This is a genomic window from Kitasatospora sp. NPDC034023 (assembly GCF_055575795.1).
In genome coordinates this window covers 1-25612 of the sequence record NZ_JBVIRY010000016.1, presented here as the reverse complement: position 1 = coordinate 25612, position 25612 = coordinate 1, and the positions used below count along the sequence as shown (strand labels likewise).

Annotated in this window: 25 protein-coding genes; 11 read left to right on the top strand and 14 right to left on the bottom strand. The window is 71.4% G+C overall.

The genetic code is table 11. From position 1 onward, the window contains the following. Window positions 1-11: 11 nt before the first annotated feature. The 5 genes from ACZ52R_RS21355 to ACZ52R_RS21335 all read right to left on the bottom strand — a co-directional run bounded on the left by ACZ52R_RS21355 (window position 12) and on the right by ACZ52R_RS21335 (window position 5673). Window positions 12-821: an ABC transporter permease gene (locus tag ACZ52R_RS21355; RefSeq protein WP_396287777.1), complete on the bottom strand. Its 810-nt coding sequence runs from the start codon at window positions 819-821 to the stop codon at window positions 12-14. Next, window positions 818-1816 (bottom strand): ABC transporter ATP-binding protein, encoded by a 999-nt coding sequence (locus ACZ52R_RS21350; protein ID WP_465618308.1) that lies wholly within the window; start codon window positions 1814-1816, stop codon window positions 818-820. The genes ACZ52R_RS21355 and ACZ52R_RS21350 overlap by 4 nt, the downstream gene beginning before the upstream one ends. Window positions 1817-1955: 139 nt before the next feature. Continuing rightward, window positions 1956-3302 carry an NYN domain-containing protein gene (locus ACZ52R_RS21345; protein ID WP_465753887.1) on the bottom strand — a complete coding sequence of 449 codons (1347 nt, stop codon included), beginning with the start codon at window positions 3300-3302 and terminating at the stop codon, window positions 1956-1958. Between the two features lie 296 nt (window positions 3303-3598). After that, window positions 3599-4645, bottom strand: coding sequence for an aspartate-semialdehyde dehydrogenase (locus ACZ52R_RS21340; RefSeq protein WP_465618304.1), 1047 nt, complete (start codon window positions 4643-4645; stop codon window positions 3599-3601). 137 nt (window positions 4646-4782) lie between these two features. Continuing rightward, the gene (locus ACZ52R_RS21335; protein ID WP_465753886.1) at window positions 4783-5673 is read right to left on the bottom strand and encodes a dihydrodipicolinate synthase family protein; all 891 of its coding nucleotides are present in this window, start codon (window positions 5671-5673) and stop codon (window positions 4783-4785) included. A 72-nt stretch (window positions 5674-5745) separates the two neighbouring features. Here ACZ52R_RS21335 and ACZ52R_RS21330 point away from each other — a divergent pair, with 72 nt between their 5' ends. Beyond that, a complete protein-coding gene (locus tag ACZ52R_RS21330) occupies window positions 5746-6633 on the top strand; it encodes a LysR family transcriptional regulator (protein ID WP_465663780.1) in 888 nt (295 codons plus the stop codon). 132 nt (window positions 6634-6765) lie between these two features. Here the strand turns inward: ACZ52R_RS21330 and dnaE are convergent, their stop codons facing one another. The 5 genes from dnaE to ACZ52R_RS21305 form a co-directional block, all read right to left on the bottom strand. Then, window positions 6766-10299: a DNA polymerase III subunit alpha gene (gene dnaE / locus ACZ52R_RS21325; protein WP_465753885.1), complete on the bottom strand. Its 3534-nt coding sequence runs from the start codon at window positions 10297-10299 to the stop codon at window positions 6766-6768. 129 nt (window positions 10300-10428) lie between these two features. After that, entirely contained in the window at window positions 10429-11703 is a 1275-nt protein-coding gene (locus ACZ52R_RS21320) for a hypothetical protein (protein ID WP_465753884.1), read from the bottom strand. Next, window positions 11700-12779, bottom strand: coding sequence for a hypothetical protein (locus tag ACZ52R_RS21315; RefSeq protein ID WP_465753883.1), 1080 nt, complete (start codon window positions 12777-12779; stop codon window positions 11700-11702). The genes ACZ52R_RS21320 and ACZ52R_RS21315 overlap by 4 nt, the downstream gene beginning before the upstream one ends. A gap of 172 nt (window positions 12780-12951) precedes the next feature. Further along, complete coding sequence (locus ACZ52R_RS21310; protein ID WP_360505420.1) at window positions 12952-13185, bottom strand: hypothetical protein; 234 nt, start codon at window positions 13183-13185, stop codon at window positions 12952-12954. Between the two features lie 11 nt (window positions 13186-13196). Continuing rightward, window positions 13197-13559: an ATP-binding protein gene (locus tag ACZ52R_RS21305; protein WP_465663778.1), complete on the bottom strand. Its 363-nt coding sequence runs from the start codon at window positions 13557-13559 to the stop codon at window positions 13197-13199. Window positions 13560-13801: 242 nt separating this feature from the next. Here ACZ52R_RS21305 and ACZ52R_RS21300 point away from each other — a divergent pair, with 242 nt between their 5' ends. From ACZ52R_RS21300 to ACZ52R_RS21285, 4 genes are all read left to right on the top strand, one after another. Further along, on the top strand, window positions 13802-14650 hold the full coding sequence (locus ACZ52R_RS21300; RefSeq protein ID WP_465618292.1) for a helix-turn-helix domain-containing protein: 849 nt from the start codon (window positions 13802-13804) through the stop codon (window positions 14648-14650). Between the two features lie 11 nt (window positions 14651-14661). Further along, window positions 14662-14853: a DUF397 domain-containing protein gene (locus ACZ52R_RS21295; protein WP_465618290.1), complete on the top strand. Its 192-nt coding sequence runs from the start codon at window positions 14662-14664 to the stop codon at window positions 14851-14853. Window positions 14854-14897: 44 nt separating this feature from the next. Then, window positions 14898-15089 (top strand): DUF397 domain-containing protein, encoded by a 192-nt coding sequence (locus ACZ52R_RS21290; RefSeq protein ID WP_465663775.1) that lies wholly within the window; start codon window positions 14898-14900, stop codon window positions 15087-15089. Between the two features lie 219 nt (window positions 15090-15308). Continuing rightward, on the top strand, window positions 15309-16001 hold the full coding sequence (locus ACZ52R_RS21285) for a hypothetical protein (protein WP_465753882.1): 693 nt from the start codon (window positions 15309-15311) through the stop codon (window positions 15999-16001). A gap of 502 nt (window positions 16002-16503) precedes the next feature. On the opposite strand, the gene ACZ52R_RS21280 is transcribed toward ACZ52R_RS21285, so the two are convergent. Beyond that, complete coding sequence (locus ACZ52R_RS21280) at window positions 16504-17727, bottom strand: IS4 family transposase (protein WP_465753881.1); 1224 nt, start codon at window positions 17725-17727, stop codon at window positions 16504-16506. A 45-nt stretch (window positions 17728-17772) separates the two neighbouring features. Continuing rightward, window positions 17773-18438, bottom strand: coding sequence for an MOSC domain-containing protein (locus ACZ52R_RS21275; RefSeq protein WP_465621423.1), 666 nt, complete (start codon window positions 18436-18438; stop codon window positions 17773-17775). A 500-nt stretch (window positions 18439-18938) separates the two neighbouring features. Here ACZ52R_RS21275 and ACZ52R_RS21270 point away from each other — a divergent pair, with 500 nt between their 5' ends. The 6 genes from ACZ52R_RS21270 (at window position 18939) to ACZ52R_RS21245 (ending at window position 23250) form a co-directional block, all read left to right on the top strand. Further along, complete coding sequence (locus ACZ52R_RS21270) at window positions 18939-19142, top strand: EF-hand domain-containing protein (RefSeq protein ID WP_360505410.1); 204 nt, start codon at window positions 18939-18941, stop codon at window positions 19140-19142. A gap of 372 nt (window positions 19143-19514) precedes the next feature. Further along, window positions 19515-20204, top strand: coding sequence for a hypothetical protein (locus tag ACZ52R_RS21265; RefSeq protein WP_465753880.1), 690 nt, complete (start codon window positions 19515-19517; stop codon window positions 20202-20204). A gap of 31 nt (window positions 20205-20235) precedes the next feature. Then, window positions 20236-20769 (top strand): SigE family RNA polymerase sigma factor, encoded by a 534-nt coding sequence (locus tag ACZ52R_RS21260; protein ID WP_465621427.1) that lies wholly within the window; start codon window positions 20236-20238, stop codon window positions 20767-20769. Continuing rightward, complete coding sequence (locus tag ACZ52R_RS21255; RefSeq protein ID WP_465753879.1) at window positions 20766-21467, top strand: hypothetical protein; 702 nt, start codon at window positions 20766-20768, stop codon at window positions 21465-21467. Before ACZ52R_RS21260 ends, ACZ52R_RS21255 begins: the two co-directional genes overlap by 4 nt. A 162-nt stretch (window positions 21468-21629) precedes the next feature. Then, the gene (locus ACZ52R_RS21250) at window positions 21630-22409 is read left to right on the top strand and encodes a VOC family protein (RefSeq protein ID WP_465621431.1); all 780 of its coding nucleotides are present in this window, start codon (window positions 21630-21632) and stop codon (window positions 22407-22409) included. A gap of 346 nt (window positions 22410-22755) precedes the next feature. After that, window positions 22756-23250 carry a hypothetical protein gene (locus ACZ52R_RS21245; protein ID WP_465621433.1) on the top strand — a complete coding sequence of 165 codons (495 nt, stop codon included), beginning with the start codon at window positions 22756-22758 and terminating at the stop codon, window positions 23248-23250. Between the two features lie 87 nt (window positions 23251-23337). Here the strand turns inward: ACZ52R_RS21245 and ACZ52R_RS21240 are convergent, their stop codons facing one another. Both ACZ52R_RS21240 and ACZ52R_RS21235 read right to left on the bottom strand, forming a co-directional pair. Continuing rightward, on the bottom strand, window positions 23338-24480 hold the full coding sequence (locus tag ACZ52R_RS21240; RefSeq protein WP_465753878.1) for an MFS transporter: 1143 nt from the start codon (window positions 24478-24480) through the stop codon (window positions 23338-23340). 175 nt (window positions 24481-24655) lie between these two features. Then, window positions 24656-25381, bottom strand: coding sequence for an HAD family hydrolase (locus ACZ52R_RS21235; protein WP_465663769.1), 726 nt, complete (start codon window positions 25379-25381; stop codon window positions 24656-24658). Window positions 25382-25612: the final 231 nt, after the last annotated feature.

Sequence of the window (25612 nt, the reverse complement as noted above, 5' to 3'; positions counted from 1 at the left end):
CCGTTCGGCCCTTACCGCGCGACGGCCCGCCGGTACGCCCACGTGGCCACGCCCAGCGACACCACGCCCACCCCGGCGCACACCCCCAGGTCCGCGAGCACCATCGCCCAGTCCGGGTCGGGTGTGAAGGTCCGCGCGAAGGCCTCCACCCCGTACGTGGACGGCAGCAGGTCCCGCAGCCACAGCACCGGCTGCGGCAGGTGGTCGACCGGCAGCACGCCGAGCAGCAGGGCGGCGGACATGCCGAGCTGCCCGAGCATGGTCGCGATCTCCTGCCGGGGCGCGAGCAGCCCGCAGGCCGCACCCAGCCCGGACAGCGCGGCCCCGGCGAGCGGGACGACCGCCAGCAGCACCCACAGCTGTCCTAGCGGCAGTCCGAACATGACCGCCCCGACGGCCGCGGTGGCGACCGTCCCGGGCAGGGTGAAGGAGGCGTACGCGGCGGCCGCCCCGAGCACCACCGAGGCCGCCGGCACCGGCAGCGTCGCGTAGTGGTCGAGGCCGCCGGTGGCCCGCAGCTTCCCGAAGTACTGGGCGAGCAGGTTCAGCGCGACGAACGCCACCACCAGCACGCTCGACCCGGCGACCACCGACCGTGCCGCCGAGGACTGCCCGGCGTCCACGACGCCGCGCATCATCACCAGGATGCCGACGGACTGGAAGGTGGCGACGAACAGCAGCGGGATCCGCGCGACCCGCGCCCGGGCGAGCTGCGCCCGGTACACGGCGGCGAGGGCCGGCAGCAGCCGGGCCGCGGGGGCGAGCGGGGCGGGTCCGGCCGAGGTCCGGTCGGTTCGCGGTGGCGCCGAGAGCAGGGTCACTTGGCCAGTCCTCCGTGGCGGCCGCCCAGCTTGAGGTAGGCGTCCTCGAGGCTCGGGGTGGCGAGGGTGAAGTCGTCGAGCGCGGCGAAGGCCGGGCCGGTGGTGACGGCGGCGACCAGTTCGCGGGCCTGGTCGGGGGTGGTGCGGACGGTCCAGCGGCGCCCGGTGCACTCGGCGCGTTCGCGCAGCGCGGCGACGGCGGGCACACCGATGGGTGCCTCGTCGCGCCAGACCAGGTCGAGCCGGACGTCGCCGTCCACGAGCGCCTTGAGCCCGCCGGGCGTGTCGCAGGCGATCACCCGGCCCTCGTCCACCACGGCGACCCGGTCGAGCACGGTCTCCGCCTCGATCACGTTGTGGGTGACCAGCAGCACGGTCGTGCCGTGTTCGGCGCGCCGCCGGTCGACGGCGCTCCACACGGCCCGCCGGGCGACGGGGTCCATGCCGGTGGTCGGTTCGTCGAGGACGAGCAGCGGCCGGTCCCCGACCAGGGTGGCCGCGAAGCAGGCGAGCCGCCGCTGCCCGCCGGACAGCTTGGCGAGCGGGCGGGCGGCGATGGCCGTCAGCCCGAGTTCGTCCAGGACGTCGGCGGCCGTGCTCCGGGCCTGCGCCCGGCCGAGCCCGCGCAGCCGCCCGGTCGTCTCGGCGGCGAGGGCGACCGTCAGCTCGTCCAGCGCGGTGGATTCCTGCCCGAGGTACCCGAGCAGCCGGGCGGCCCGCTCGGGATATCGCACGATGTCGTGGCCGAGGAGTTCGACCGTGCCGGAGTCGGGGCGCAGCAGTCCGGTGAGCTGGCGGACCAGCGTCGACTTCCCGGCGCCGTTGGGCCCGAGCAGCCCGAAGATCTCGCCTTGCCGGACGATGAGGCTGATGCCGTCGTTGGCCCGGATCTCGGTGGCGGCCGCGCCGCGTCCGCTGCGGTAGGTCCTGACCAGGTCGCGCACGGCGATGCACGGCGGGGTTTCGTCGGGGGCTCTCCCGGCCGTCTCACTCACGACCGAAGACTCTACGCGCTCATACGGGCGAACCGGACAAGGGGGCCTGTTCGCCGGGAGGGGCGGGTGTCACACCGCGCATCCCGGTGCGCCTCAGCCGACTCAGCCGCCGACGGCCGTCGACCCGGTCGTCATCGACTCAGTCGTCGACGACCATCGACCCGCCCGGCACCCGTGCGGCCAGTTCCTTCCAGAACCCGGCCCGGATGGCGTAGCGGTCGTGCTCGTCGATCTGGTCGTCCTTGTGCGCGAGCAGCCCGAAGCGGGCGGCGTAGCGGAGCAGTTCGCCGTCGACGCGGTGGGGGATGCGCGGGTAGTCGGGCCACAGCACGGTGAGCCGTTCGGAGTCGCCGATCCGGTCGCTCCAGCGGCGGGCGAAGACCTGCCCGACTTCGTGGGCGTCGCCGCCGATGGTGGTGATGTCCTCCTCGCGGTCGGCCCAGCGCTGTTCGGAGGTGGTGAGCTGGGCGAGGGTGGGCAGGCTGTCGCCGGCGGTGACGGCGGGTTCCGGGGCGGGCCGGTCGACCCAGCCGCGGTCGGAGGACCACCGCAGCACCGGTCCGGCCTGCGCGACGGCGCCGTGCCCGTTCGTACCGTGGCCGTTCAGGCCGTGCCCGTTCGCGCCGTGCCCGTTGACGCCGGCCCCGACCGGCCCGGACCCGACCGCCCCGTGCCCGTTCGCCACCGGGGTGATCGGTGTGACGGAGGAGGCGCGTCCGGCCAGGTCCTTCGGCGTGGGGACGACCTTGAGCGCGGTGGCCGCTGACTGCGGCCGCCCGTTGGCGGCGGCGGAGGCAGCGCCCTCCTCGGCGACGGCCGCCGGACGGACCGCCGCCGGCGCCACGCCCGGCACGACGCTGGGCAGCGCGGCCGGCGGGGCGGCGAGGATCTTGGTGATCTCCTGCCGTGCCCCGGGCGCCGGGAAGAGGTTGGAGTTGTCCCGCAGCGAGAACGACCCCTCGATCCACTCCCGGTCCAGCACCCGCCGCTCGTCCGCTTCGCCGACCAGGTCCTCGGACTGGTTGAAGTCGCCGTCGGCGGCCTGCAGGGCCCACAGGTGGACGGCGACGCCGTGCTCCTTGGCGGTCATCATGCCGGGCAGCAGGTCACCGTCCCCGGTGATCAGTACGACGTCGGCGCAGGCCCGGTTGCGGGCGAGTTCGGAGAGTTCGGCGTGCATGGCCGCGTCCACGCCCTTCTGCACCCAGCGCCCCTCGGCCCGGGTGAGCGCTCCGAGCCGTACGGTGACCCGGGGCAGGACGCGCAGCCGCCGGTGCTCGGGCATCGGGCGCCGGTCGGGCGCGGCGTCGAACCAGTAGATGCGCAGTAGCGGCAGCCCGGTCTCGGCCTCGGCGCGCTCGCGCAGCGCGGTGATGAGGGCCGTGTGGTTCACGGTGACTTTGGACCGGGACGGATCCCCCGCGAGCAGGCTGGCGGCGGCGCCCAGCAGATATCCGGCGTCCACCAGGACGACACAGCGGTCCATCGCGCACCTCTTTTCGCTCGCCCTCGGAATCAGTCGGGTGGGGCGTTCGGGGGGCGGGCGGTCCGCCCTCCGTCCGGGCGTACTGAGGTGAGGGGCCCCCGTCGTCGCCCGATCGTTGGGTCACCTTTTACCCGGGGTTCGCCTGCCGAACCTTGCCGGATGTCCCGGTACCGCAACAGCCGCCCCAACGGCACGCAAAGAAACGCGAAGGCGGGCCCCGTTCAACGACGGAGCCCGCCCGAGGTCACGCGGCGGCGTACGGGCCCATGGGCCCTGGGCATGGCGAGCCCCGGCGCTCAGCCCTTGAGCTCGGCGGCGACCAGCTCGGCCAGCTGGACGGCGTTGAGCGCGGCGCCCTTGCGCAGGTTGTCGTTGGAGATGAACAGCGACAGGCCGTTGTCCACGGTCTCGTCCGCCCGGATGCGCCCGACGTAGCTCGGGTCCTTGCCCGCGGCCTGCAGCGGGGTGGGGATGTCGGACAGCTCGACGCCGGGGGCGGCGGCGAGCAGCTCGGCGGCGCGCTCGGGGCTGATCGGGCGCTCGAAGCGGGCGTTGATCTGCAGGGAGTGGCCGGAGAAGACCGGGACGCGCACGCAGGTGCCGGCGACCTTCAGCTCCGGGATGCCGAGGATCTTGCGGCTCTCGTGGCGGAGCTTCTGCTCCTCGTCGGTCTCGTTGGAGCCGTCGTCGACGATGGAGCCGGCCAGCGGCAGCACGTTGAAGGCGATCGGGCGCTTGTAGACCTTGGGCTCGGGGAACTCGACCGCGGCGCCGTCGTGGGCGAGCCCGGCGGCACCGTCGATGACCTTGGCGGCCTGGTCCTGCAGCTCGGCGACGCCGGCGACGCCACTGCCGGAGACGGCCTGGTAGGTGGAGACGATCAGCGCGGCCAGGCCGGCCTCCGCGTGCAGCGGGCGCAGCACGGGCATGGCGGCCATGGTGGTGCAGTTCGGGTTGGCGATGATGCCCTTGGGGCGGTCCGCGATGGCCTCGGGGTTGACCTCGGAGACGACCAGCGGGACCTCGGGGTCGCGGCGCCAGGCGGAGGAGTTGTCGATGACGACGGCACCGGCCGCGGCGACCTTCGGGGCGAGGGCCTTGGAGGTGGCGCCGCCGGCGGAGAAGATCACGATGTCGAGGCCCGTGTAGTCGGCCGTGGCCGCGTCCTCGACGGTGACCTCGGTGCCCTGCCACGGCAGCGTGCGCCCGGCCGAGCGGGCCGAGGCGAACAGCCGCAGCTGCTCCACCGGGCCCAGTCCACCTTCACGACCAGCCCGGTCCGCCAGGATCTCGCGGACCACGCTGCCGACCTGGCCGGTGGCACCGACAATGCCGATCTTCATTCCGACTACTCCTCTGAATGGTGCTGTTCACAGCCGCACTCTGCCCATCATGCCTTGTCACGCGGGCCGGGCGACCTGCCATTTCACTGGTTGAGAGGCTCCCCGGACGGGATCCCGGACAGGATGCCGGACGGACCCTAGTGGTCCAGACCATTCACCAGCGCCAACGCGGCCTCCACCTCGGCCCGGTCGGCCGGCAGCAGCGGCAGCCGTACGTCCGGGGTCGGGATCCGCCCCTGGGCGTGCAGCACGCCCTTGGTGACCGTCGGGTTCGGCGCCGTGAACGCGGCCAGCGCCAGCCCGGTCAGCCGGTGCCCGAGCGCCCGCGCCCGCTCGACGTCCCCCGCCTGCCAGGCCTGCGCCAGCTCCACGAACCGGCCGGTCGCCAGGTGCGCGGCGGCGAGGATGCCCCCGGCCGCGCCGAGCGCCAGCATCGGCGGCAGGAAGGCGTCCTCCCCGGTGAGGAACGCGAACCCCTCGGGGGTGTCGGCGAGCAGCTCCGCCGCCGTCTGGTCCAGCCCGCCGGTCGCGTACTTGACGCCCACCACGCCCTCGATCGCGGCGAGTTCGCGCAGCGCGGCGGTGGAGAGCTGCTGCCCGGTGCGGTACGGGATCTGGTAGACGAGCAGCGGCAGCGGGCTGCCGGCGGCCAGCGCCCGGAAGTGCGCGACCGTCCCCGCCTCGCCGGGCCGCACGAACGCCGGGACGGTGACCAGCGCGGCCGCGGCGCTCGGCACCCGCGCACCGAGCGCGGCCAGCGACTCGCCGACGGCCCGGGTGTCCCCACCGTGCGCGCCGACGATCAGCTGCGCCCCGCGCGCGGCGCAGGCGGCCGCGGCGACGTCCACCACCGCGTCCCGCTCCTCGGCGCTCAGCGCGGCCGGCTCGCCGGTGGTGCCGAGCGCGCACAGGCCGGCTGCCCCGGCGTCGAGCAGCTCGTGCGCGAGCTTCTCCAGCGCGTCCAGCGCGACGGTGCCGTCGGCGGCGAAGGGGGTGATCAGGGGGACGTAGATGCCCTTGAGTTCCATGCCCACGATCCTGCGGCCCACCGATCACCCAGGTCCAGTTCACATTTCCGACGCTTCTCGTAAGCTGAGCCGATGCTCGACGTCCGACGCCTGCGCCTGCTGCGCGAACTCGCCCACCTCGGCACCATCGCGGCCGTCGCCGAGGCGCTCTCCTTCAGCCCGTCGGCGGTCTCCCAGCAGCTGTCCGTCCTGGAGAAGGAGGCGGGCGTCCCGCTGCTGGAGCGCACCGGCCGGCGGGTCACCCTCACCCCGGCCGGACGCAACCTGGTCCGGCACGCCGAATCGGTGCTCGCCCTCCTGGAGCAGGCGGGCGCCGAACTCGCTCACGCCAAGCGGGGATTGGCCGGTCCGCTGCGGATCGGCACCTACCCGTCGGCGGCCCGCGCGATCATCCCGGCGGTGCTCGGCGAACTGGCCGCCTGGCACCCCGGACTGGAGCCGATGGTCACCGAGGTCGACCCGGCGGCCGTCGGCGCGGCCCTGCGTGCGGGCGAACTGGACGTGGCCCTGGTCCACGAGTACGACCTCGTCCCCACCGACCCCGAACCCGGTCTCGCCGCGACCCGCCCGGTCTTCACCGAACCCATGTACCTGGCCGCCCGCACCCCGGGCACCATCGCCGAACAGCGCGGCGCGCCGTGGATCGTGTCCTCACCCGGCACCCTCTGCCACACCATGGCCGTCCGCGCCTGCGAGTCGGCCGGCTTCGCACCCCGGATCCGCCACCAGATCGACGACTTCACCACCGTGCTCGCGCTGGTCGCCGCCGGTCAGGGCGTGGCCCTCGTCCCCCACCTCGGCACCGCCCAGCCCCCGCCCGGCGTCACCCTCACCCGCCTCCCCATGTACCGCCGCACCCGCGCCGCCTTCCGCGCCGGCGCCGGCTCCCACCCGGCCGTCTCCGCCTTCGTCTCCGCCCTCCACACCGCGGTACCCCCGGGCCTCGGCAGCGGTTCCTGAAAACCCCTGCCCCTCTCCCCCGACTCCCCCGACAGAAGTTCCCCGCGCCCGAAAGGGTCGCGGGGAACCGGGCGAGGCGGACGGCCACTACCCGCGCTCAGGCGTCAACCGCCCGTAGCGCACGCAGACTTCTCACACCGCCAGACAGCTGGGCCCGAGCAGCTGCTTCAGGTCACCGAACAGCGCCGGGTCCGACTTCACCCGGTGCCGGTCGAGCCGCAGCACCGTGGTCTTGGTGCGGCTCTCCAGGCGCACCCGGACCTCGGTCGTGCCCTTGTGGTGGGTCAGCACCTCGCTGAGCCGGGCGACCAGCGGCGGCGTGATCTTCCCGCTGGGGATGTTGATGGTGATCGGCGCGTCGGCGTGCGCGTTCGACAGGTCGGGGACGGACAGCTCCATGCCCATCAGCCGCGGCACGTCCTCCCGCTTGTCGAGCTTGCCGCGCACGAACACCACGGCGTCCTCGACCAGTTGGGAGGAGACCAGCTGGTAGCTCGCCGGGAAGAACATGCAGTCGATGGAGCCTGCCAGGTCTTCGACGGTAGCGATGGCCCAGGCGTTGCCCTGCTTGGTCATCTTGCGCTGCAGGCCCGAGATGATGCCGCCGATGGTGACGATCGTCCCGTCCGGCCGTTCGGCGAGGTCGGCGACCGCGCAGTCCGCCTTGTCGGAGAGGACGTGCTCGATGCCGTGCAGCGGGTGCGAGGAGACGTACAGGCCGAGCATCTCGCGTTCCTGGGCGAGCAGGAAGGACTTCTCCCACTCCTCCTCGGAGAAGACGACGTCGAGTCCGAAGCTCGGCTCGTCGTCGGTGGCGTCGCCGCCGAAGAGGTCGAACTGTCCCTCGGCCTCCTTGCGCTTCACCCCGACGACGTTGTCGATCATCGGCTCGAACTGGGCGCTGAGGCCCTTGCGGGTGTGCCCGAGCGAGTCGAAGGCGCCGGCCTTGATGAGCGATTCGACGGTCCGCTTGTTGCAGACCACCGACTCCACCTTGTCCAGGAAGTCGGGGAAGGAGGAGAACTTCCCCTTGGTCTTCCTGGTCCGGATCATCGACTCGACGACCGGCCCGCCGACGTTGCGGATGGCGGTGAGGCCGAACCGGACGAGGGTGTCACCGTGCGGGGTGAAGTCCGAGTCCGACTCGTTGACGTCCGGCGGGAGCACCTGGATGCCCATCTTGCGGCACTCGTTGAGGTAGACCGCGGACTTGTCCTTGTCGTCCTTGACGGACGTGAGCAGGCCGGACATGTACTCGGCCGGGTAGTTGGCCTTGAGGTAGGCCGTCCAGTACGAGACCAGCCCGTACCCGGCGGTGTGCGCTTTGTTGAACGCGTAGCCGGAGAAGGGGACGAGGACGTCCCACACGGCCTGGATGGCCGCGTCGGAGTAGCCGCGCTCGCGGCAGCCCTTCTGGAAGGGGACGAACTCCGCTTCCAGGATCTCCTTCTTCTTCTTGCCCATGGCCCGGCGCAGCAGGTCCGCCTGGCCGAGCGAGTAGCCGGCGAGGATCTGCGCGGCCTTCTGCACCTGCTCCTGGTAGACGATCAGGCCGTACGTCGGCCGGAGCACCTCCTCCAGGGGCTTCTCCAGCTCCGGGTGGATCGGGGTGATCTCCTGCTGGCCGTTCTTGCGCAGCGCGTAGTTGGTGTGGGAGTTGACGCCCATCGGGCCCGGGCGGTACAGCGCCAGGACCGCGGAGATGTCCTCGAAGTTGTCGGGCTTCATCAGGCGCAGCAGCGAGCGCATGGGGCCGCCGTCGAGCTGGAAGACGCCGAGGGTGTCGCCGCGGGCGAGGAGTTCGTAGGTCGGCTTGTCGTCGAGCGGCAGCTTGAGCAGCTCGATCTTCTCGCCCTTGTTGCGCTCGATCGCCTTGACGGCGTCGTCCATGATCGTCAGGTTGCGCAGGCCGAGGAAGTCCATCTTGAGGAGGCCGAGGCCTTCACAGGTGGGGTAGTCGAACTGCGTGATGGTGACGCCGTCGGTGTGCCGGGTCCAGACCGGGATGTGGTCGGTGAGCGGCTCGGCGGACATGATGACGCCGGCGGCGTGCACGCCGGGCTGGCGGATCAGGCCCTCGATGCCGCGCGCGGTGTCGATGACCTTCTTGACGTCCGGGTCGCTCTCGTAGAGCCCGCGGATCTCGCCGGCCTCGCCGTAGCGCGGGTGGCTGCTGTCCGTGATGCCGGAGAGCGGGATGCCCTTGCCCATGACGTCCGGCGGCATCGCCTTGGTGATGCGGTCGCCCATCGCGTAGGGGTAGCCGAGGACTCGCGAGGAGTCCTTGATGGCGGCCTTGGCCTTGATGGTGCCGTACGTGACGATCATGGCGACCTTGTCGGATCCCCACTTCTCGGTCACGTAGCGGATCACGTCGCCGCGCCGGCGCTCGTCGAAGTCGATGTCGACATCGGGCATGGAGATGCGCTCGGGGTTGAGGAAGCGCTCGAAGATCAGGCCGTGCGGGATGGGGTCGAGGTCGGTGATGCCCATCGCGTACGCGACCAACGAGCCGGCCGCCGAGCCACGGCCGGGGCCCACCGCGATGCCCTGGCTCTTGGCCCACATGATGAAGTCGGCGACGACGAGGAAGTACGCCGGGAACCCCATCTGGATGATGGTGTCCATCTCGTACTCGGCGAGCTTCTTGTGCTCCTCGTCGTACCCGCCCGGGAAGCGCCAATCCATGCCCTCCCAGACCTTGGACTTGAAGAAGTCCGCCTCGGACTCGAAGCCCTCCGGGATGGGGAAGCGGGGCATGAGGTTCTTGAACTTGAACATGCCCTCGGTGTCGACGCGGGAGGCGACGAGGAGCTGGCTGTTGCGGCAGCCCTCCTGCCAGGCGTCCGAGGAGTCCAGCGCGTACATCTCGGCGGCGGACTTGATGTAGTAGCCGGTGCCGTCGAAGCGGAAGCGGTCCGGGTCGGAGAGGTTCTTGCCGGTCTGGACGCAGAGCAGCAGGTCGTGCGCGCCGGCGTCGGCCTCGGTGGTGTAGTGCGAGTCGTTGGTGACGACCGGGGGGATGTCCAGCTTCCTGCTGATCTCCAGCAGCCCGTCGCGGACCCGCTTCTCGATGTCGAGGCCGTGGTCCATCAGCTCCAGGAAGTAGTTCTCCTTGCCGAAGATGTCCTGGTAGTCGGCGGCGGACTTCACGGCCTCGTCGAACTGGCCGAGCCGCAGGCGGGTCTGCACCTCGCCGGACGGGCAGCCGGTGGTGGCCATCAGGCCGCCGGACAGCTCGGAGATCAGCTCCTTGTCCATCCGGGGCCACTTCACCAGCCAGCCCTCGGCGTAGGAGCGCGAGGTCAGCTTGAAGAGGTTGTGCAGGCCCTCCTTGTTCCGGGCCCAGATCGTCTTGTGGGTGTACGCGCCGGACGCGGAGACGTCGTCCCGCTTCTGGTGCGGCTGGCCCCACAGGATGCGCTTGGTGTTGGAACGGGACTCGGGGGCGACGTACGCCTCGATGCCGATGACGGGGGTGATGCCCGCGTCGGTGGCCTGCCGGTGGAACTCGGCGGCGCCGTACATGTTGCCGTGGTCGGTCATCGCGACATGGGTCTGGCCCAGGCGCTCGACCTCCTTGAACATCTGCTTCAGCCGGGCGGCACCGTCCAGCATCGAGTACTCGGTGTGGACGTGCAGATGCGCGAACGGCTGGTCGCTCAAGGCGGGGCCTCCGGGGCTCGTGCTGGTCTGGTGGGCCGGCGAACGTGCAGGTCACAGGGGATGCCCTGGAAATGGATGTGGCCCGGAGCGCCTCGCGGGGCCCGGACCATCACTCACACGTTCACGCGTCTACTCTAGCCTCCCTTCGAACGCTTCCTCGCTCTGCGGGAGGGGCCCCGAGGTCAGCCCGGCGAGTCGCGCTCCGGCGGCATTTCTGACCTCCGGCTCCTCCATCGGATCGTCCCGGAGGTACGCGAGGCGGGCCGTCACAGCGGGCCGTTCCGGAGCGTGCTCGACCGCCCACAGCCGGGCATCGGACTGGCAGTCCCAGAGCGACTCGACGGACGCGCCGTCCAGTCCGGCGGGGTCGATCGCGGCCAGCGCCCTGAGGTAGCCGGGCCGCTCGTACGAGTGCGGGGTCCAGAGCCAGAACCGGCGCAGCAGCGATGTCGCGTCCGCCGCCCCGGGGCCGGACCGGGCCAGCCCCCGGGCGGTGTGCATCGGGCCGCACCAGACCTGCTCCACCCAGTCCCGCTCCAGAGCGGCGAGCAAGGTCGGAACGTCCTGTTCCTCGATGTGCCGGGCCAGCGCCTCATGCCCGAGCCCCGCCAGCCAGGGCGTCCCGGAGGTGACCCAGCCCCGCGCCGCCGGCCGGGCCAGCGGGCCGAGCTTCCCGACCGCCCGGCGCAGAAACGGCATGGCGTACCGGCCGTTCGCCATCCCGAGCAGCGGCACCAGCGGGACCAGGCCGGGCTCCGGCTCACGGTGGATGAGCCGGCCCAACGTGAACGCCTTCCGCAGGAACGACTCACCCGGGTCGGCGAGCAGCTCCAGCAGCTCCGGGGAGGCCATCTCCGCCAGCTCCGCCGTCTGCTCCCGCGCTTCGGCCGGGCGCTCCCGCTTCGGGGCAGCCAGGTCCCAGCGGTGCCACGGCAACGCCCACGGCTGCGGGTCGTCCTGGCCCGCCTCCAGGCGTGCCCGCGCCACGTCCTCGAGGTCGTCCCACCACGCCACCGGCCAACGGCCGGCCACCGACTCCAGGACGTCCACCCAGTGCTCGCCGTCCCGGACGTACGCCCGCAGCGCCTCCCGGGCCTCGTCCGAGCCGCCGAGTGCCAGCCGCTCCAGCACCTGGGTGGCCCGCGCGCAGGCGTACTCGTCCCCGGCCAGCAGTTCGACAATCGGCCCGAGCGGCAGCTCCAGGTCCCGGACCAGTCGGGCGAGGTAGAGCGCCCGGTCGTCGATCTGCCGGTGCCAGCGCCACTCCCAACGGATGCAGCCGTACACGAGGTCGGCGGCGGCTACCGGATCCTCGGCGGCGATCAGCGCACCCTGCCCCCGGCCACGCTGCAGGAGGCCCGGGAGGGTGGTCGGCGGCGCGTGCTCGTACATCCGCTCTGTCATGGTCTGGCCCATCTCGCGAGTCGTGCTCCGGCGGCCTCACGGACCTCCGGTTCTTCCATCAGGTCATCCCGAAGACAGGCGAGCCTCAGCCTCACGGACGGCCGGTCGGGAGCGCGCTCGATCCCGAGCAGGCGGGCGCTCGGCTCGCAGTCCCACAGCGACTCGGCAAACGCCTCGGCCATGCCCGCAGCCTCCATCGCCGCCAACGCCTCCAGGTAGGCGGGGCGTTCGTACGAGTGCGGGGTGGAGAGCCAGAAGCGGCGCAGCAGGGAGGTCGCGTCGGCGGCCTTCGGACCGAACCGGGCCAGGCCGCCCGCGAGTACGTCCGGGCCGCACCAGGACTGGTCCGCCCAGCACTGCTCCAGCTCAGCGATCAACGTCGGCACATCACTCTCATCACCGTGGTCAGCCAACACTCCCAGACCCGTCCAGGCCAGCCATTTTCGGTCCGAGGCCGCCCACTCCCGAGCCGCCGGCACGGCCTGCCCGGCCAGCCGCTCGACCGCCCGACCCAGGAGCGGCAGCTGCCGAGTGCCGTCGGCGGCACCGAGTTCGGGCACCAGCGGGATCAGCGCGGGCTCGGGCGGCCGGAACGACAGCGCGCACAGAGCGGTCGCCTTGGCACCCTCGGAGGCGTCCGGGTCGCGCAGCAGGGCAAGCAGGCTCGCGCTGTCCCGCTCCGGGTACGGATCCACCCGCTTCACGGGGCGCCGCATGGTCGGCTCCTTGTGCTCCGACACGAAGTCCGGCAGCGCCTTCCGGGCTTCCTCCGAGCCGGCGAGCGCAAGCAGCTCCAGAACGCTGCTGGCCCGGTACCGGGTGTCCTCATCCCCGGCCAGAAGTGCGACGATCAGCCCGAGCGGCAGCTCCAAGTCCCGGATCAGTCGGGCGAGGTAGAGCGCCCGGTCGTCGATCTGCGGGTGCCAGCGCCACTCCCAACGGATGCAGCCGTACACAAGGTCGGCGGCCGAAGCCGGGCCCTCGGCGGCGATCAGCGCACCCTGCCCCCGGCCGCGCTGCAGGAGGCCCGGGAGGGTGGTCGGCGGCGCGTAGAGGTCGTCTCTCTGCTCTGACATGGGGCTTATCGTGCCGCAGCCCCCGACGCACGGGCGGCGGGGGCTGGCGAGGGCCGGCAGGGGCTGGCCGGTCAGGCGTCCTCGTCGGGCGGGGTCGCGCGGAGGGCGGTGACGACGCCCAGGGCGACGGTCGCGAAGGCGAGGGCGAGGAGGACGGCGAACGCCGTCCCGATCAGGAATCGCACGGGGTCTCACGTTCGGCGTCGAGGAGCAGCATGAGGAGGTTGAGCAAGGTCGACGCGGGCGCGGTGTTGAAGCAGACGAGGACGCGGCCCTCGATGGTCTTGTCCGTGCAGGCCGACGGCCAGATCAGGCCGAACTTCCTACCGCGCTCCTGGACTTCGGCCAGCAGGGTGCGGATGTGGTCGTCCGTGTAGTGCCGGATCCGGGGATCGGTCGGCTTCATGGGGTGGCGCCTCACGCGGCACCGTCCAGCTCGAACCAGACCGACTTGCCACGCTCCTGGGAGTCCACGCCCCACCGGTGCGTGAGGCCGGCGACCAGCTGGAGGCCCCGGCCCGATTCGGCGAACAGGCCCGGCGCCTGCGGGGAGGGCGGGATCGGGCTCTCGTCCGTGACGGAGACGCGGAGGGTCTGGTTCGCGGAGATGATCTGGACGATCGGCGCGGGCGTGGCCCCGTGCCGCCACGCGTTGACGAGCAGCTCAACGAGCGCGAGCTGCGCGTCGAAGATGATGGACGACTCCCACCCGACGCGCTGCATGGTGTCGCGCAGGGACTGACGGGCGATGGCGATCGAGGGCGTGTTGAGGTGACGCATGGGACTTCTCCCGAGGCGTGAGTGAGGGAAGAACCGGCGGAACACATGTCGCCGTGAGCAAGGCCAGGCAGATGGGCCTGGGTGCTCTGCGGTGCTTGCTAGCAGGCGTTACTGACGATCCGTCGGATCGATGTGAAACCGACCATAGCGCAGCAACTACTTAATTTTAGGTTGTTCTGCCGAGGTTCCCTCTCCCGAGGGACAGATGGCCCCATCGAGTGCAGGCGAGGCAAACTGACTCCATGCCTGGTCGCCAGAACCCAACCCTTCGTCAGCGCCGCCTGGGCGCCGAGCTACGGAAGATGCGCGAGCAAGCCGGCCTCGGTGGGAGCCAGCTCGCTCGCGCGCTCGGAGTGAGCGCTGCCCAGGTGACGCAGATGGAGAACGGAAAGACCAGCGTCAACGTGGACCGACTCCGGTCCTTCGCGGCAGCCTGCAAGTGCATGAATCCACCTCTGATCGAGGCTCTGGAAGCCATGGTTCGGGACCGATCCAAGGGCTGGTGGGAGGAGTACCGAGGCACTGTCCCGGACGGCGTCCTCGAGAACGCAGAGTTTGAGAAGACCTCCCGCGAACTCATGCTGTGGCTTCTCACCCACATGCCTGGCCCCTGCCAGACCCTCAACTACGCCTCAGCCGTCTTTGGACGCGTCTTCCCTCCGCTGCCTCGACACGAGCTGGAAGCCCGCACCGCTTTCAGGATGCAGCGCAAGGCCGATCTGCGTCGCAACCCGAAGCCCTTGACCTTCTTCATTTACGAGTCAGTGCTGTGGACGCGGTTCGGCGGCACGCAGATCCTCAGGGAGCAGCTTTCTTCCCTGCTCGAAGACTCCGAGTTGCCTTGGATGACCATTCGAGTGGTGCCGTTCGACATCGAGACCTTCCCCGGGCCCGCCGAGAACCTCACATACGCGTTCGGTGCGGTCCGTGAACTGGACACCGTTGAACGGGAGTCCTCCCACGGCCCCGAATACCTCGATGCCGTCAGCGAGCTGACCAGCTACCGGGCGATCTTCGAACGCACCGAAGCGTCGGCGCTGAGCGAGGATGACTCTCGCGACTTGATTCGCAAGATCGCGCGAAACCTGTGAAAGGGCCCGACATGACCGACACCGAGTGGCAGAAGTCCTCCTTCAGCGGCAACGTCGAGAACTGTGTAGAGGTCCGCGCGGTGGGCGGGACGGTCGAACTCCGCGAGTCCGACGAAGGCCACACCATCCTCAGCACCACCGCCACCACCTTCGCCGCCCTCCTCCACGGCATCAAGGCCGGCGAATTCGACCACCACGCCTGACAACCCCACCCGGAGCCCAACCAATCACAGCGGGAGGCCCGCGAATGACCGACACCGAGTGGCAGAAGTCCTCCTTCAGCGGCAACGCCGAGAACTGTGTGGAGGTCCGCACGGTGGGCGGTGCGGTCGAACTCCGCGAGTCCGACGAGGGCCACACCATCCTCAGCACCACCGCCACCACCTTCGCCACCCTCCTCCACGGCATCAAGGCCGGCGAATTCGACCACCACGCCTGACACCTCATGCCCCGCCCGCGCAGGAAGTCGGCCCGCCCGACTTCCTGCGCAACCACCGCCCCTCCGCCACGACCCACCTCACCCCACCCCACCGACCGTGCGGATGCGGTCAGATGAAGATGCCGCCGACCTTCTTGACGCATGAACCAGCGGTACCCGAGGTAGCGTCGCGTACGATCCCCGGTGATCGTTTACGGGGACACGAGAGGTACCACGTACATGCGCAGGCGGGGGATTCCGGCAGCAGCCCTGGTTCTGGGTGTGCTCGCCGCAGGGTGCGGGTCAAGCCAGGGGGACGGCGGCAAGCCGGCCGCCGCGCCGAAGGCGGAGAAGCTCGGGCCGGACACCGGCACGCGCTACTCGGAGGTCACCGTCCCCCGACTCGACGGACTGACCTGCTCCGATGGCGATGGCGGCTTCAGGTTCGGCAGCGACCTGGACATGGGTGTCTTCGGGGTCAACCGCCTCCCCGCCCTCAAGGAGGACGGGCGCGAGGTCGAAGGCGAGGACTCGTGCTTCGGGAACCCCCGGATCACGATCAGCAAGGGGTCGCACAGCGCGACGGTTCCTCACCTCACCGGAAGGACCAGCCTCTTCACCAAGGTCGCCGACCCGCAGAGCGCGCTCGACGCGTCCTTCGAGCACTCCATGAAGCTGGCTCAGGGCTACGGCCGTTCGCCCGTCGGCGAGCCGAAGGCGTACTCCACCATGACCATGGTGATGAAGTGCCAGCAGAACGTCACCGACGGCTTCCCGATGACGACGTGCTTCTGGGCGAACTACGGCGCGGTCGGCGAGGTCGACTTCTACCCGCCGAACAACCAGCACGTCCCCCTGGACCAGGCCGCGGAACGGACCCGCGCCTTCGCCGCTTCCGCCCTCTCCACCCAGTCCGCCACCGCCTCGCCGTGACGCCTGCTCCTGCACTCACGCGGCCCACAGCATGACGCCGGCCCCTCGCGCCCAACTTCCGCGCGAGGGGCCGCCGGTCGCTCCAGGCCGTCGCCGTTCTCTACGGCGGAGACACTTTGCCCGTTCGCATCACCGCACTGACCGATCCTGCCGGCGGCCCGTCCGCCCACCGCCTGGCCTGGCCTGGCCTGGCTGGCATCCGACACCGACGGAGTCCCCGTCGGGTCGGCATTCCTGCCGGCCCGCCCCGCCCCGCCCCGCCCCGCCCCGGCAATCGAGCGCCCGCCCTGACTCCGCTTCATGCCTCCCCGAACACGGAGCGGCCCTAGGCCCAATGCCGGTGACTTAAGTTGTGTCTCGCTGGGTGATCGTGGCGGTGGCGGGTTGGGGCGGTGGCCAGTTGCGGTGTTGGGCGCGTTTGAGGGGCCAGTTGGACATCTTGCGTTTGATGACACGGGGGCTGGTGCGCTGACGTCGTGGTGGCAGGAGGCGTTCGGCGATCTCAGCCAGGGTGCGGGTCAGTGCGCGGGCCAGCCTGTCGGGGGGAAAGCGCCGCCTGGGCGGGAACCTGGCGGCGCACGACCCGCAGGCTGCGGGTGAAGGACAGGCGGTCGGGGTCCAGGCCCTCGTGGAGGGCGGCCTGGTGCATCAGCTGCCGGACGGCGTGGTGGACGAGCAGGAGTCCGTAGATCTCCTGCTCGACGCCCCACGGGTACTTCGAGCGCAGGACGAGTCTGGGGCCGCGCTGGTGGGTCTTGATCTCGTCCAGCGTGGTCTCGATCTCCCACCGCTGCGTGTAGAGCGCGGCCAGTTCGGCGGCGGGTGCCTGTTCGGGGTCGAGGATGGTGGTGACGAGCCGGTAGAGGGTCGTGTCGCCGGTGCGGGCCAGGGTGTACTCCACGACGCGGACGGTCACCGGGTTGCGGCGGCTCTTGCGGTCCGGTTCGGCGTGGACGGTGCTGAGGTAGGAGCCGTCGTCCAGGACCCGCACCACGGGCAGGGCGGCATTCGTGCGGACCCGCCACAGCAGGTCCGCACCACTGGCCCGGGCGGCCTGCCACAGCTCGAACCCGTAGAAGCCACGGTCGGCCAGCAGCAGCATGCCCTCCCGCAGGTGGGCGAACAGCCGGCGCGACAGCGTCTGCTCGCCGGCCGACAGCGCACCGACCTCCGCTGCGAACACGGCATGTGTACCGCACTCGGCCAGTGCCACCACCCTGGCCTGCGGGAACGCTCCGATGCCGCGTCCCGTGCCCGGGCGGCCGAAGTGCGCGTCGTTGGCCTCGGTGTCCGCCAGGTCCAGCGTGGTGCCGTCCACCGCGACCAGGTGCCAGCGCCGGTACCAGGCGCCCGTCGTCTCGGGCAGGGCCAGCGGGCGGCACACCCGCGTGAACAGCGCCTTCAGCGGCTCGACGCCCAGCCGCCGGCGGGCCCGGCCGATGGCGGCGGTCGTGGGCACCCGCCACGACCGCCGCCCGTCCCCGAGTCCCTCACCCAGCAGCCGGGCGACCTCCTCATAGCCCTGCCCGAAGAACAGGCACATCGCCAGGACGAAGTACACGACCACCCGCGCCGGCAGCAGACGGCTGCGTTTCTCACCTCGCCCGGTCTCGGCGATCACCTCATCGACCAGCCTCGGCGGGAACGCCTGGGTCAGCACCCCGATCGCGATCCGGTCCGATACCCGCTCACTCGCAGGTGACTTGACCTGCCCCACCCTCGCCACACCACAACCAACGAGAACAGCAAGACAAAGTCACCGGCATTGGCCCTAGGCCCGGGTCCGCCGGCGCACCAGGTCCTTGATCTCCTCCGGCAGCGCCTCCGCCGCCAACAGGCCCGGCAGCAGCCGCGGTTCGGTTGTCACCGCGCGGAACGACCGGGCCACCGTGACGTCGTGGTCCGGGCGGTGCACCACCTCCACCGCATCCCCAGTACGCAGTTCGCCCGGCGCGATCACCCGCAGGTAGGCGCCGGGCAGGGCCGCCTCGGTGAAGCGCCGGATCCAGCCTTCGCGCGCCAGCCAGCCCTGGAAGGTGCCGCAGGGGATGCGCGCGCAGGACACTTCCAGGACGACGTCCGGGCCGATCCGCCAGCGCTCGCCGATCAGCGCGCCGTTCACGTCCAGGCCGACCGTGGTCAGGTTCTCTCCGAACGAGCCGTTGCCCAGGTCCCGGCCCAGTTCCTCCTGCCAGCCGTCGAGGTCCTCTCGGGCGTAGGCGTACACCGCCTGGTCGTCGCCGCCGTGGTTCCGAAGGTCGTACACCCGGTCTCCGGCCAGGCCGACCGCGCCGGTTCCCTTCGGCCCGGGCGCGGCAACCGCGACCGGGCCGTCCACCGGGTGCTTGTCGATGCCGGTCAGCCCGATGCCCTTCTTCCACGGGTTCGGCCGGGGCCTGCCGACGTTGACGGAGAGCAGTCGCGCACGTGCGTCCATGCTTCGACCGTACGGCGAACAGCCCGGGTCCGTGGGCAGGACCGGATCATCACCTCGGCCGGGGTCTCCTCCGGCATCGGCATGGCCGTCCGGCTCGCCGCCCTGCGCGCCGGCGACGTGACCGCCCAGGCGATCCAGCTCTACACCGAGTACGGCCCCCAACCACCCTCGTCTCGTGTCCGCCGCAGGGCACGCGGCCGTCACGCCCGTCGAAGGCCCCCGACGACCTCGGCCGCCGCCATTCGTCAACCACCTCGCCGACACGCAACTCCTTCGAGTGAAAGCGAGTTGAGGCCGGCGCCTGCAGCCACCGGATCACGCCCCGGGTGCCGACCTGGGCGCACGCCGCTCCACCGATAACCCGTCGGCACCGGCCGCCGGCGATAACGCAACCTGGAAATCGAAAGTCATTAAATCTCAGAAAATCGATCGCAGTCGAATTGCACATTTCTCCTCTATGCTCCCATGTGGCGGAAAAACACCCCTACGAAAGGAATCCCATGAGCGGCGACGCCCACAAGAAGGCCCAGTTCGACGAGATCGACACCGACGGCGACGGCTTCATCAGCGCCATGGAGCTCAAGACCCACCTCCAGAAGAACCCCAAGGTGAGCGAGGCCAACGCCGAGGCGCTCTTCAAGATCGCCGACGAGAACGACGACGAGCAGATCAGCTTCGAGGAATTTGCCGCGGTCATCCGGTAATCGTCTTTTCTCGGCCGGTCGCCCCGCTATCCCGGAATTCCGTGGACAGTCGGGGCGACCGGCTCAGCCATTTCCGCCCACGACCAGTCCGTCCACAACTGGTCCACCTCATCGCGCACTTCCCGCAGCACCGCGAGCAGCTTGCCCCGCACTGAGCCACGCACGTGCGGCGCCACTCGCGCCCGCCCTCCTGACGGCACACCCCGCCGCAGACGCGCCCCCAGCGGGAGGCGCTGTACCGTACCGCTCCGGTGATCCGGTGATCCGGTGATCCGGTGATCGACGCGTGCAACCCGTTCGGCAGAGCGGGAGTACTCACGGATGGAGAGGCGCCGCTCCGGCCATTCATCCCCTGCGCGATCGAGGAGAACCATGACCCAGGCACGGACCAAGAAGCTCGCCGCAGCCGCCGCGGCCGCCACCGTCGTCGCGCTGGCGGGCCTCGCCCTGAGCACGTCCGCCAGCGCCGACTCCACCCCCGAGAACCCCCCGGCCGACGTCAATCCGCTCGCCTCGGCGATCGCCGCCGCGAAGGCCTCGGCCGCCGCCGCGCCCGCCACGCCGAAGAGCTCCCCCACCGCCGCACCCGTCGCCTCGGGGCCGGCCGCCGCGCCGCAGTCGACGACCGTGGGCAGCGGTGTGCTGGACGGCGCCACCTGGTCGGTGACGCTGACCTACTACCCCATCGTCCCCGCCGACTACGCGCCCGGCGAGAAGACCACCGGCAGCCTGGTCTGCCTGCGGACCGCCTACAACGACCGGGTCACCAGCCCGTACGGCGACTGCGCCGGCGTCAAGAGCCCCACCGACACCAGCCCCAGCGGCATGTACGGCGAGCACAACCTGCCCAACGGCGCCAGGCTCTTCCTCGCCCAGCCCGCCGCGAACGTCGCCGGCGCCACCATGACCTTCGGCAACGCCGCACCCACCACCGTCGCCACCGCCACCGTCCCCGGCACCGCCTTCACCGCCTACGCCATCCCCGTCCCCGCCGCCTCGCACATGAGCGCCCTCGACGAGTACGACACCCAACACCGCACCGTCGGCCACCGGAACTTCTGACCCCTCACCGACCCGAAGGACACCCATTTCCGTGCGCAGCGGCCCACAGCGTGCAGGCGAGGACGCCGGCTTCAGCGAGTTCGTGGTGGCCCGGTGGGGGGCGCTGGTGCAGACCGCCTATCTGCTCACCGGCGACTTCCACGAGGCCGAGGACTTGGTGCAGACCACCCTCGCGAAGGCGTATCCGCACTGGCGGCGGATCGACCCGGACACCGCCGCGAGCTACCTGCGGCGCGCGCTGGTGAACAACAACCGCAGCCGGTACCGGCGACGAAGGGTCAGCCACCTGCTGACGCCCTTCCTGCCGGACACCCCGGCGCCGGCGGCCGCCCACGGCGGCGAGGACCGAGACCTGCTGGTCGCGGCCCTCGCCGGGCTGCCCGAACGCCAGCGGGCCGTGGTGGTACTGCGCTACTGGGAGGACCTGAGCCTGGAGCAGGTCGCCGACGAACTCGGGTGCAGCATCGGCACGGTGAAGAGCCAGGCGTCCCGGGCGCTGACCAGGCTGCGCGCCGACCCCACCCTGCTCGACCACGCCGCCGACCTGTTGGGAGCGACCCCATGACCGATCGACTCCATGACGCCCTCGCCCGTTCGGCCGGGCGAGTCACCCCGTCGCCCGCGCCGGTCGCCGAGATCCTGCGGTCGGGCCGGGCCCGGCGCACCCGTCGCCGCCGGGCGCTGGCCGGCGTCGTGGCCGGCGCCCTGGCCTGCGCCGTGGCCGGCGTGCTCGCGCTCTCCTCGGACCCGCGGGACCCGGCGGGACCACCGCGGTCCGAGTTCGCCGCCGCGCCGCCGCCCCCGGTCGCGGGCGAGCTGTCGACGACCGTGGGCAGCGGTGTGCTGGACGGCGCCACCTGGTCGGTGACGCTGACCTACTACCCCACCGCCCCCGCCGGCTACGCACCCGGTGGGAGGAGCACCGGTGGCCTGGTCTGCCTCCGGACCGCCTACAACGGCCTGGTCAGCAGCCCGTACGGCGACTGCGCCGGCGTCAGGAGCCCCATCGACACCGGCCCCAGCGGCATCTACGGCCAGCAGAACCTGCCCAACGGCGCGAGCCTCTTCACCGCCCAGCCCGCCGCGAACGTCGCCGACGCCACCATGACCTTCGGCAACGCCGCACCCACGACCGCCACCACCGCCACCATCCCCGGCACCACCTTCACCGCCTACGCCATCCCCGTCCCCGCCGCCTCGCACATGAACACCCTCGACGAGTACGACACCCAACACCGCACCGTCGGCCACCAGAACCTGTGAGGGCCCGTTGGCCTCCGGACTGCGCAGGAAGTCGGCCGGTCCGACTTCCTGCGCAGCGTGCCGGCCGTCCACCGCCCCCACGGCCACGGCGGCGTGTCGAGTGGCGATTCACCTCCCGCGACGAAATCGTGACCGGCAGTAAACCCACCAGAAAGGGTCAAAATGCCTGAAGTCACCACCCCGTACCCGACCGGCACTCCGTGCTGGGTCGATCTGATGGCGAAGGACCAGCAGGCCGCGCTGGACTTCTACCGGGACCTCCTCGGCTGGCAGGGCCGGCCCGGCCCGGCCGAGTTCGGCGGCTACGCGGTCTGCGAGCTCGACGGCAAGGCCGTGGCCGGCATCGGCCCGGCGATGACCCCCGAGGGGATGCCGGAGCCGCCGACCGTCTGGAACAGCTATCTGGCGACCACCGACGCCCAGGCCACCCAGGACGCGATCGTCGCCGCCGGCGGCACCCTGCTCGTCCCGGTCGTGGACGTCGGCAACCTGGGCCGGATGCTGATCGCCGCCGACCGGCAGGGCGCGGTGTTCGGTGCCTGGCAGCCGGGCGAGTTCTCCGGCGCCCGGGTGGTCAACGAGGCCGGCGCGCTGACCTGGAACGAGCTGCACACCAGCGACATCCAGGCCGCGACAGCCTTCTACGGCGAGGCGTTCGGCATCGAGATCGAGCCGCTGGACGGCGCGGACTCGTACTGGGAACTGCGGGTCGGCGGCCGCGCGGTCGGCGGCGCCACCCTCCTCGCCAACGACCCGCCCGGCACCCCGGCGCACTGGCTGACCTACTTCGCGGTCGACGACGTCGATTCCACCGTGGACGCCCTGGTCAAGCGCGGAGGTACCGTCCTCGCCCCGCCGTTCGACATGGTGGCCGGCCGGATGACCGTCGCCACCGACCCCCAGGGTGCGGCCTTCGCCATGATCAAGCCCACCCCGATGTAGCCCTTCGAGCCGCCACCGAGCCCACCGAGCCCACCGCCGCCCGCCCGGAACCGTCCGGTCGGGCGGTTCTCGTTCTCCGGCCACCCCGGCTCACACCTCAACACACATATACTCACACTCACTCACACCTAAGGGCAGAACGGCGACATCTGGGGCCAGAACCTCGCCACCCCGGTGATTCCAACCACCGGCGCTGGCGCTGGAATTCGGCCATCCAGTACCGCACGCAGAACATCGGCGGCTCCGGTTCGGCCGTCCGCGCGACCTGAGCCCGGCCATCGCGGCCTCCCCGGACCTGCTGCACTTCATCGTCGTCGGCGCCAACGAGCGCATCTACCAGGGCGCCATGGGCGTCAACAGGAACTTCAGCCCCTGGTCCGAACTGCCGGGCGGCGCCCGGACGGAGTCCGCGGCCGCCGCCTCGACCTCGCCCGACAACCGCCTGACCGTCCTCCACCGCGGCACCGACAACCGCATCCACCGCCAGGGCCTGAACGTCCGCTACTGGCAGTGGGACAACAACTGGCAGCAGATCAGGAACACCAACACCAACGCCGCCCCGTCGATCGCGTACAACGGCCGTGACGGTCTGATGGTCGAGGCCTGGCGCGACGCCAACACCGGCCAGATCCTGACCTCCGAGAGCCTGACCTACGCCGCCGAGGCGACGGCCCCCCAGGGTGTGCCGCGCGGTAACAACGTCGCCAGCCCGTCGGCCCCGCGCGTGGACTCCGAGCCCGACGGTGTCGGCATGACCATCCGGGGTGGCAACTTCTACGACATCCAGGGCCACTACTTCCGGGCCAACATCATCTACAACATCCACAACTACTACGGCTGATCCCGGGCCAGACTCCGCCCCGGATTATGCGCAGGAAGTCGGCCCATCCGACTTCCTGCGCACCAATCGCGACCGCAGCACTCCCGCCTACTGCCGAGCAGACCGCAGCCACCCCGCGAGCCCGAGGCAGAGCAGGCACGCCCCGGCCAGGACCAGCGGAATCACCGCCGCCCCGCCCGACCCGCTGAGCGCCCCCACCACCGCCGGCACGACGGCGTTGCCGAGCATGCAGCAGAGCGTCAGCACGGAGGTCGCCTGCTGCGGCACCTCCGCCACGCCGGAGACCCAGGCGATCAGGGTCGGCAGCACCGGCGCGAGCGCCAGGCCGGCCAGCGGGTAGGCCACCACCGCGAGGTGCGGCACGGCTGCCAGCGCCAGCGCGCCGACCCCGGCCGCCAGGTAGCCGGGCAGGGTGGTGCGGCCCGACAGCCGCCTGGTCAGCTGCGGGAGGACCAGGCGCCCGATGGCCATCCCGGCCCAGAACCCCGAGGCCGCCGTCGTCGCGGCCTGCGTGCTCCAGCCGTCGCGCACCAGCTGGGTCGACTGCCAGGTGCCGATGCTGGTCTCCATGCCCGCGTAGACCAGGCCCACCAGCAGGAACGGGAGCAACTCCAGCCCGATCCGCGCGCGTTGTCCGCCCTGCGACGCCTGCCCGCCCTGCGACGGCTGCCCGCCCGACGCGGCTTCGGGGGTGGCGAGCACCGCCCCCGCCCGTCCGACCAGGAAGCACGGCAGCGCGCACACCGCCGCCGCCAGGGCGAGCAGCCGGATGTCCGTGTGCCCGACGGCCCCCGCGGCCAGCGGGCCCAGCATGGCGCCGATTCCGAAGACCGCGTTCAGCCGGTTGACCATCACCACGCTGTTCCCGGCGAACCCGCGCGCGAACGCGGTGTTGAGGGTGAGCGCCAGCCCGCCGTACCCGATGCCGGTGACGGCCGCGCAGCCGAGGTAGGCGGTCCAGCCGGGGCTGGCCGCCATCCCGGCCGCGCCCGCCGCGAAGACCGCGAGCAGGACGGGCGGCGCCGCCCGGACGTTCAGCCGCCGCCCCAGCAGCCCGATGCAGACGGTCGCCGCGAGCGCGCCGAGGTTGTACGCGGAGACGACCCGCCCGACCTCGTGCTCGGCGCCGAAGCGCTCCCGCAGGAACGGCAGCGAAGCGCCGAGCGAGGCGGTGAGCACGCCCAGGACGAGGAAGACGCAGAACGCCGAGACCGCCGCCGACCTGGCCATCACCGGCGCCGCCGGTTCAGCCCGGTCAGCCGCTTCAGCCCGTTCGACGTGCTCAACGTCCTCAACGTGCTCAACGTGCTCAACGTGCTCAACATCCTCAGCCTGATCGGCCGAGGCCCCCGGCGCCCGCGGTATCGAGTCCACGAGCGCCGGGTTCGACGCGGCCCGGCGCGCCTCAGCCACCGTTGGGCCCGACGGCGAGCACCACGGTGACCCGCCCGTCCGGGTCGGTCAGCGTGATCGCCCCGCCCCCGTCGCCGTCCGCCACCACCAACGCGGTGAAGTCCGGTACGGCGACCACCGCGCCGGCCTCGACGAGGGCCGACCCGCCGATCCCGACGCACACCGCCCCCGCCGCGACCGCCGAGCGCACCCCGCTGACCGAGTCCTCGAAGACCAGCGCGCGCTGCGGCCGGATCCCGAGCCCCCGGCAGGCCGCCAGGTACGGGTCCGGGTGCGGCTTGCCCCGCTCGACGTCGTCCCGGGTGACCCGCACCCGGAAGACGTCGAGCAGGTCGAGCCCGCCCAGCGCGTTGTCGATCTTCCGGGTCCAGCTGCTGGTGGCCAGGCCGATCGGCACACCGGCGTCCCGGAGGCGGGTGGCGAGCCCGTCGGCGCCGGGGACGGACCGGTACGGGGCCTCTTCCTCGACGGTGTCGACCTCGGCCCAGATCGCCTTCCGGTCGGCGTCCGAGTGGTCGGGGAAGATCAGCCGCACCGTCTGGTCGCCGGTCCGCCCGTGGACGTACTCCTCGATCTCCGGGTCGGCCAGGACCCGGCCGTGGCGCCGAGCCACCGACCGCCACGCCTCCTCGATCACGGGCCTGGAGTCGATCAGGACCCCGTCCATGTCGAAGACGACGGCCTCGACCTCGTACCGCGTTCCGGCGTGCGGCTGCATCGGTCTCCTCACTCGGCGTTCATGCCATACGGTCTGACGATAGTTCAATGCTCGTCGGCCAGGCGGTCAACTGGACTAGACCTCACGGCTGACCTCACGACTGACCCCCCGGCCGATCGAGCCACCGGCCTAGCCGCAATGCCGGTGACTTTGTGGTCTGTGTGTCGTTGGTTGTGGTGTGGCGAGGGTGGGGCAGGTCAAGTCGTGTGCGGGTGAGCGGTTGTCGGATCG

What these genes read in the sequence shown, in the direction of transcription:
- ACZ52R_RS21295 (WP_465618290.1), top strand. Translation starts at nt 14,662, where the DNA reads ATGACCGACACCGAGTGGCAGAAGTCCTCCTTCAGCGGCAACGTCGAG.
- ACZ52R_RS21240 (WP_465753878.1), bottom strand. Translation starts at nt 24,480, where the DNA reads ATGGCCAGGTCGGCGGCGGTCTCGGCGTTCTGCGTCTTCCTCGTCCTG.
- ACZ52R_RS21245 (WP_465621433.1), top strand. Translation starts at nt 22,756, where the DNA reads ATGGGCGTCAACAGGAACTTCAGCCCCTGGTCCGAACTGCCGGGCGGC.
- ACZ52R_RS21250 (WP_465621431.1), top strand. Translation starts at nt 21,630, where the DNA reads ATGCCTGAAGTCACCACCCCGTACCCGACCGGCACTCCGTGCTGGGTC.
- ACZ52R_RS21320 (WP_465753884.1), bottom strand. Translation starts at nt 11,703, where the DNA reads ATGACAGAGCGGATGTACGAGCACGCGCCGCCGACCACCCTCCCGGGC.
- ACZ52R_RS21305 (WP_465663778.1), bottom strand. Translation starts at nt 13,559, where the DNA reads ATGCGTCACCTCAACACGCCCTCGATCGCCATCGCCCGTCAGTCCCTG.
- ACZ52R_RS21330 (WP_465663780.1), top strand. Translation starts at nt 5,746, where the DNA reads ATGCTCGACGTCCGACGCCTGCGCCTGCTGCGCGAACTCGCCCACCTC.
- ACZ52R_RS21270 (WP_360505410.1), top strand. Translation starts at nt 18,939, where the DNA reads ATGAGCGGCGACGCCCACAAGAAGGCCCAGTTCGACGAGATCGACACC.
- ACZ52R_RS21265 (WP_465753880.1), top strand. Translation starts at nt 19,515, where the DNA reads ATGACCCAGGCACGGACCAAGAAGCTCGCCGCAGCCGCCGCGGCCGCC.
- ACZ52R_RS21315 (WP_465753883.1), bottom strand. Translation starts at nt 12,779, where the DNA reads ATGTCAGAGCAGAGAGACGACCTCTACGCGCCGCCGACCACCCTCCCG.
- ACZ52R_RS21335 (WP_465753886.1), bottom strand. Translation starts at nt 5,673, where the DNA reads ATGGAACTCAAGGGCATCTACGTCCCCCTGATCACCCCCTTCGCCGCC.
- ACZ52R_RS21255 (WP_465753879.1), top strand. Translation starts at nt 20,766, where the DNA reads ATGACCGATCGACTCCATGACGCCCTCGCCCGTTCGGCCGGGCGAGTC.
- ACZ52R_RS21275 (WP_465621423.1), bottom strand. Translation starts at nt 18,438, where the DNA reads ATGGACGCACGTGCGCGACTGCTCTCCGTCAACGTCGGCAGGCCCCGG.
- ACZ52R_RS21235 (WP_465663769.1), bottom strand. Translation starts at nt 25,381, where the DNA reads ATGCAGCCGCACGCCGGAACGCGGTACGAGGTCGAGGCCGTCGTCTTC.
- ACZ52R_RS21285 (WP_465753882.1), top strand. Translation starts at nt 15,309, where the DNA reads ATGCGCAGGCGGGGGATTCCGGCAGCAGCCCTGGTTCTGGGTGTGCTC.
- ACZ52R_RS21310 (WP_360505420.1), bottom strand. Translation starts at nt 13,185, where the DNA reads ATGAAGCCGACCGATCCCCGGATCCGGCACTACACGGACGACCACATC.
- ACZ52R_RS21340 (WP_465618304.1), bottom strand. Translation starts at nt 4,645, where the DNA reads ATGAAGATCGGCATTGTCGGTGCCACCGGCCAGGTCGGCAGCGTGGTC.
- ACZ52R_RS21345 (WP_465753887.1), bottom strand. Translation starts at nt 3,302, where the DNA reads ATGGACCGCTGTGTCGTCCTGGTGGACGCCGGATATCTGCTGGGCGCC.
- ACZ52R_RS21290 (WP_465663775.1), top strand. Translation starts at nt 14,898, where the DNA reads ATGACCGACACCGAGTGGCAGAAGTCCTCCTTCAGCGGCAACGCCGAG.
- ACZ52R_RS21300 (WP_465618292.1), top strand. Translation starts at nt 13,802, where the DNA reads ATGCCTGGTCGCCAGAACCCAACCCTTCGTCAGCGCCGCCTGGGCGCC.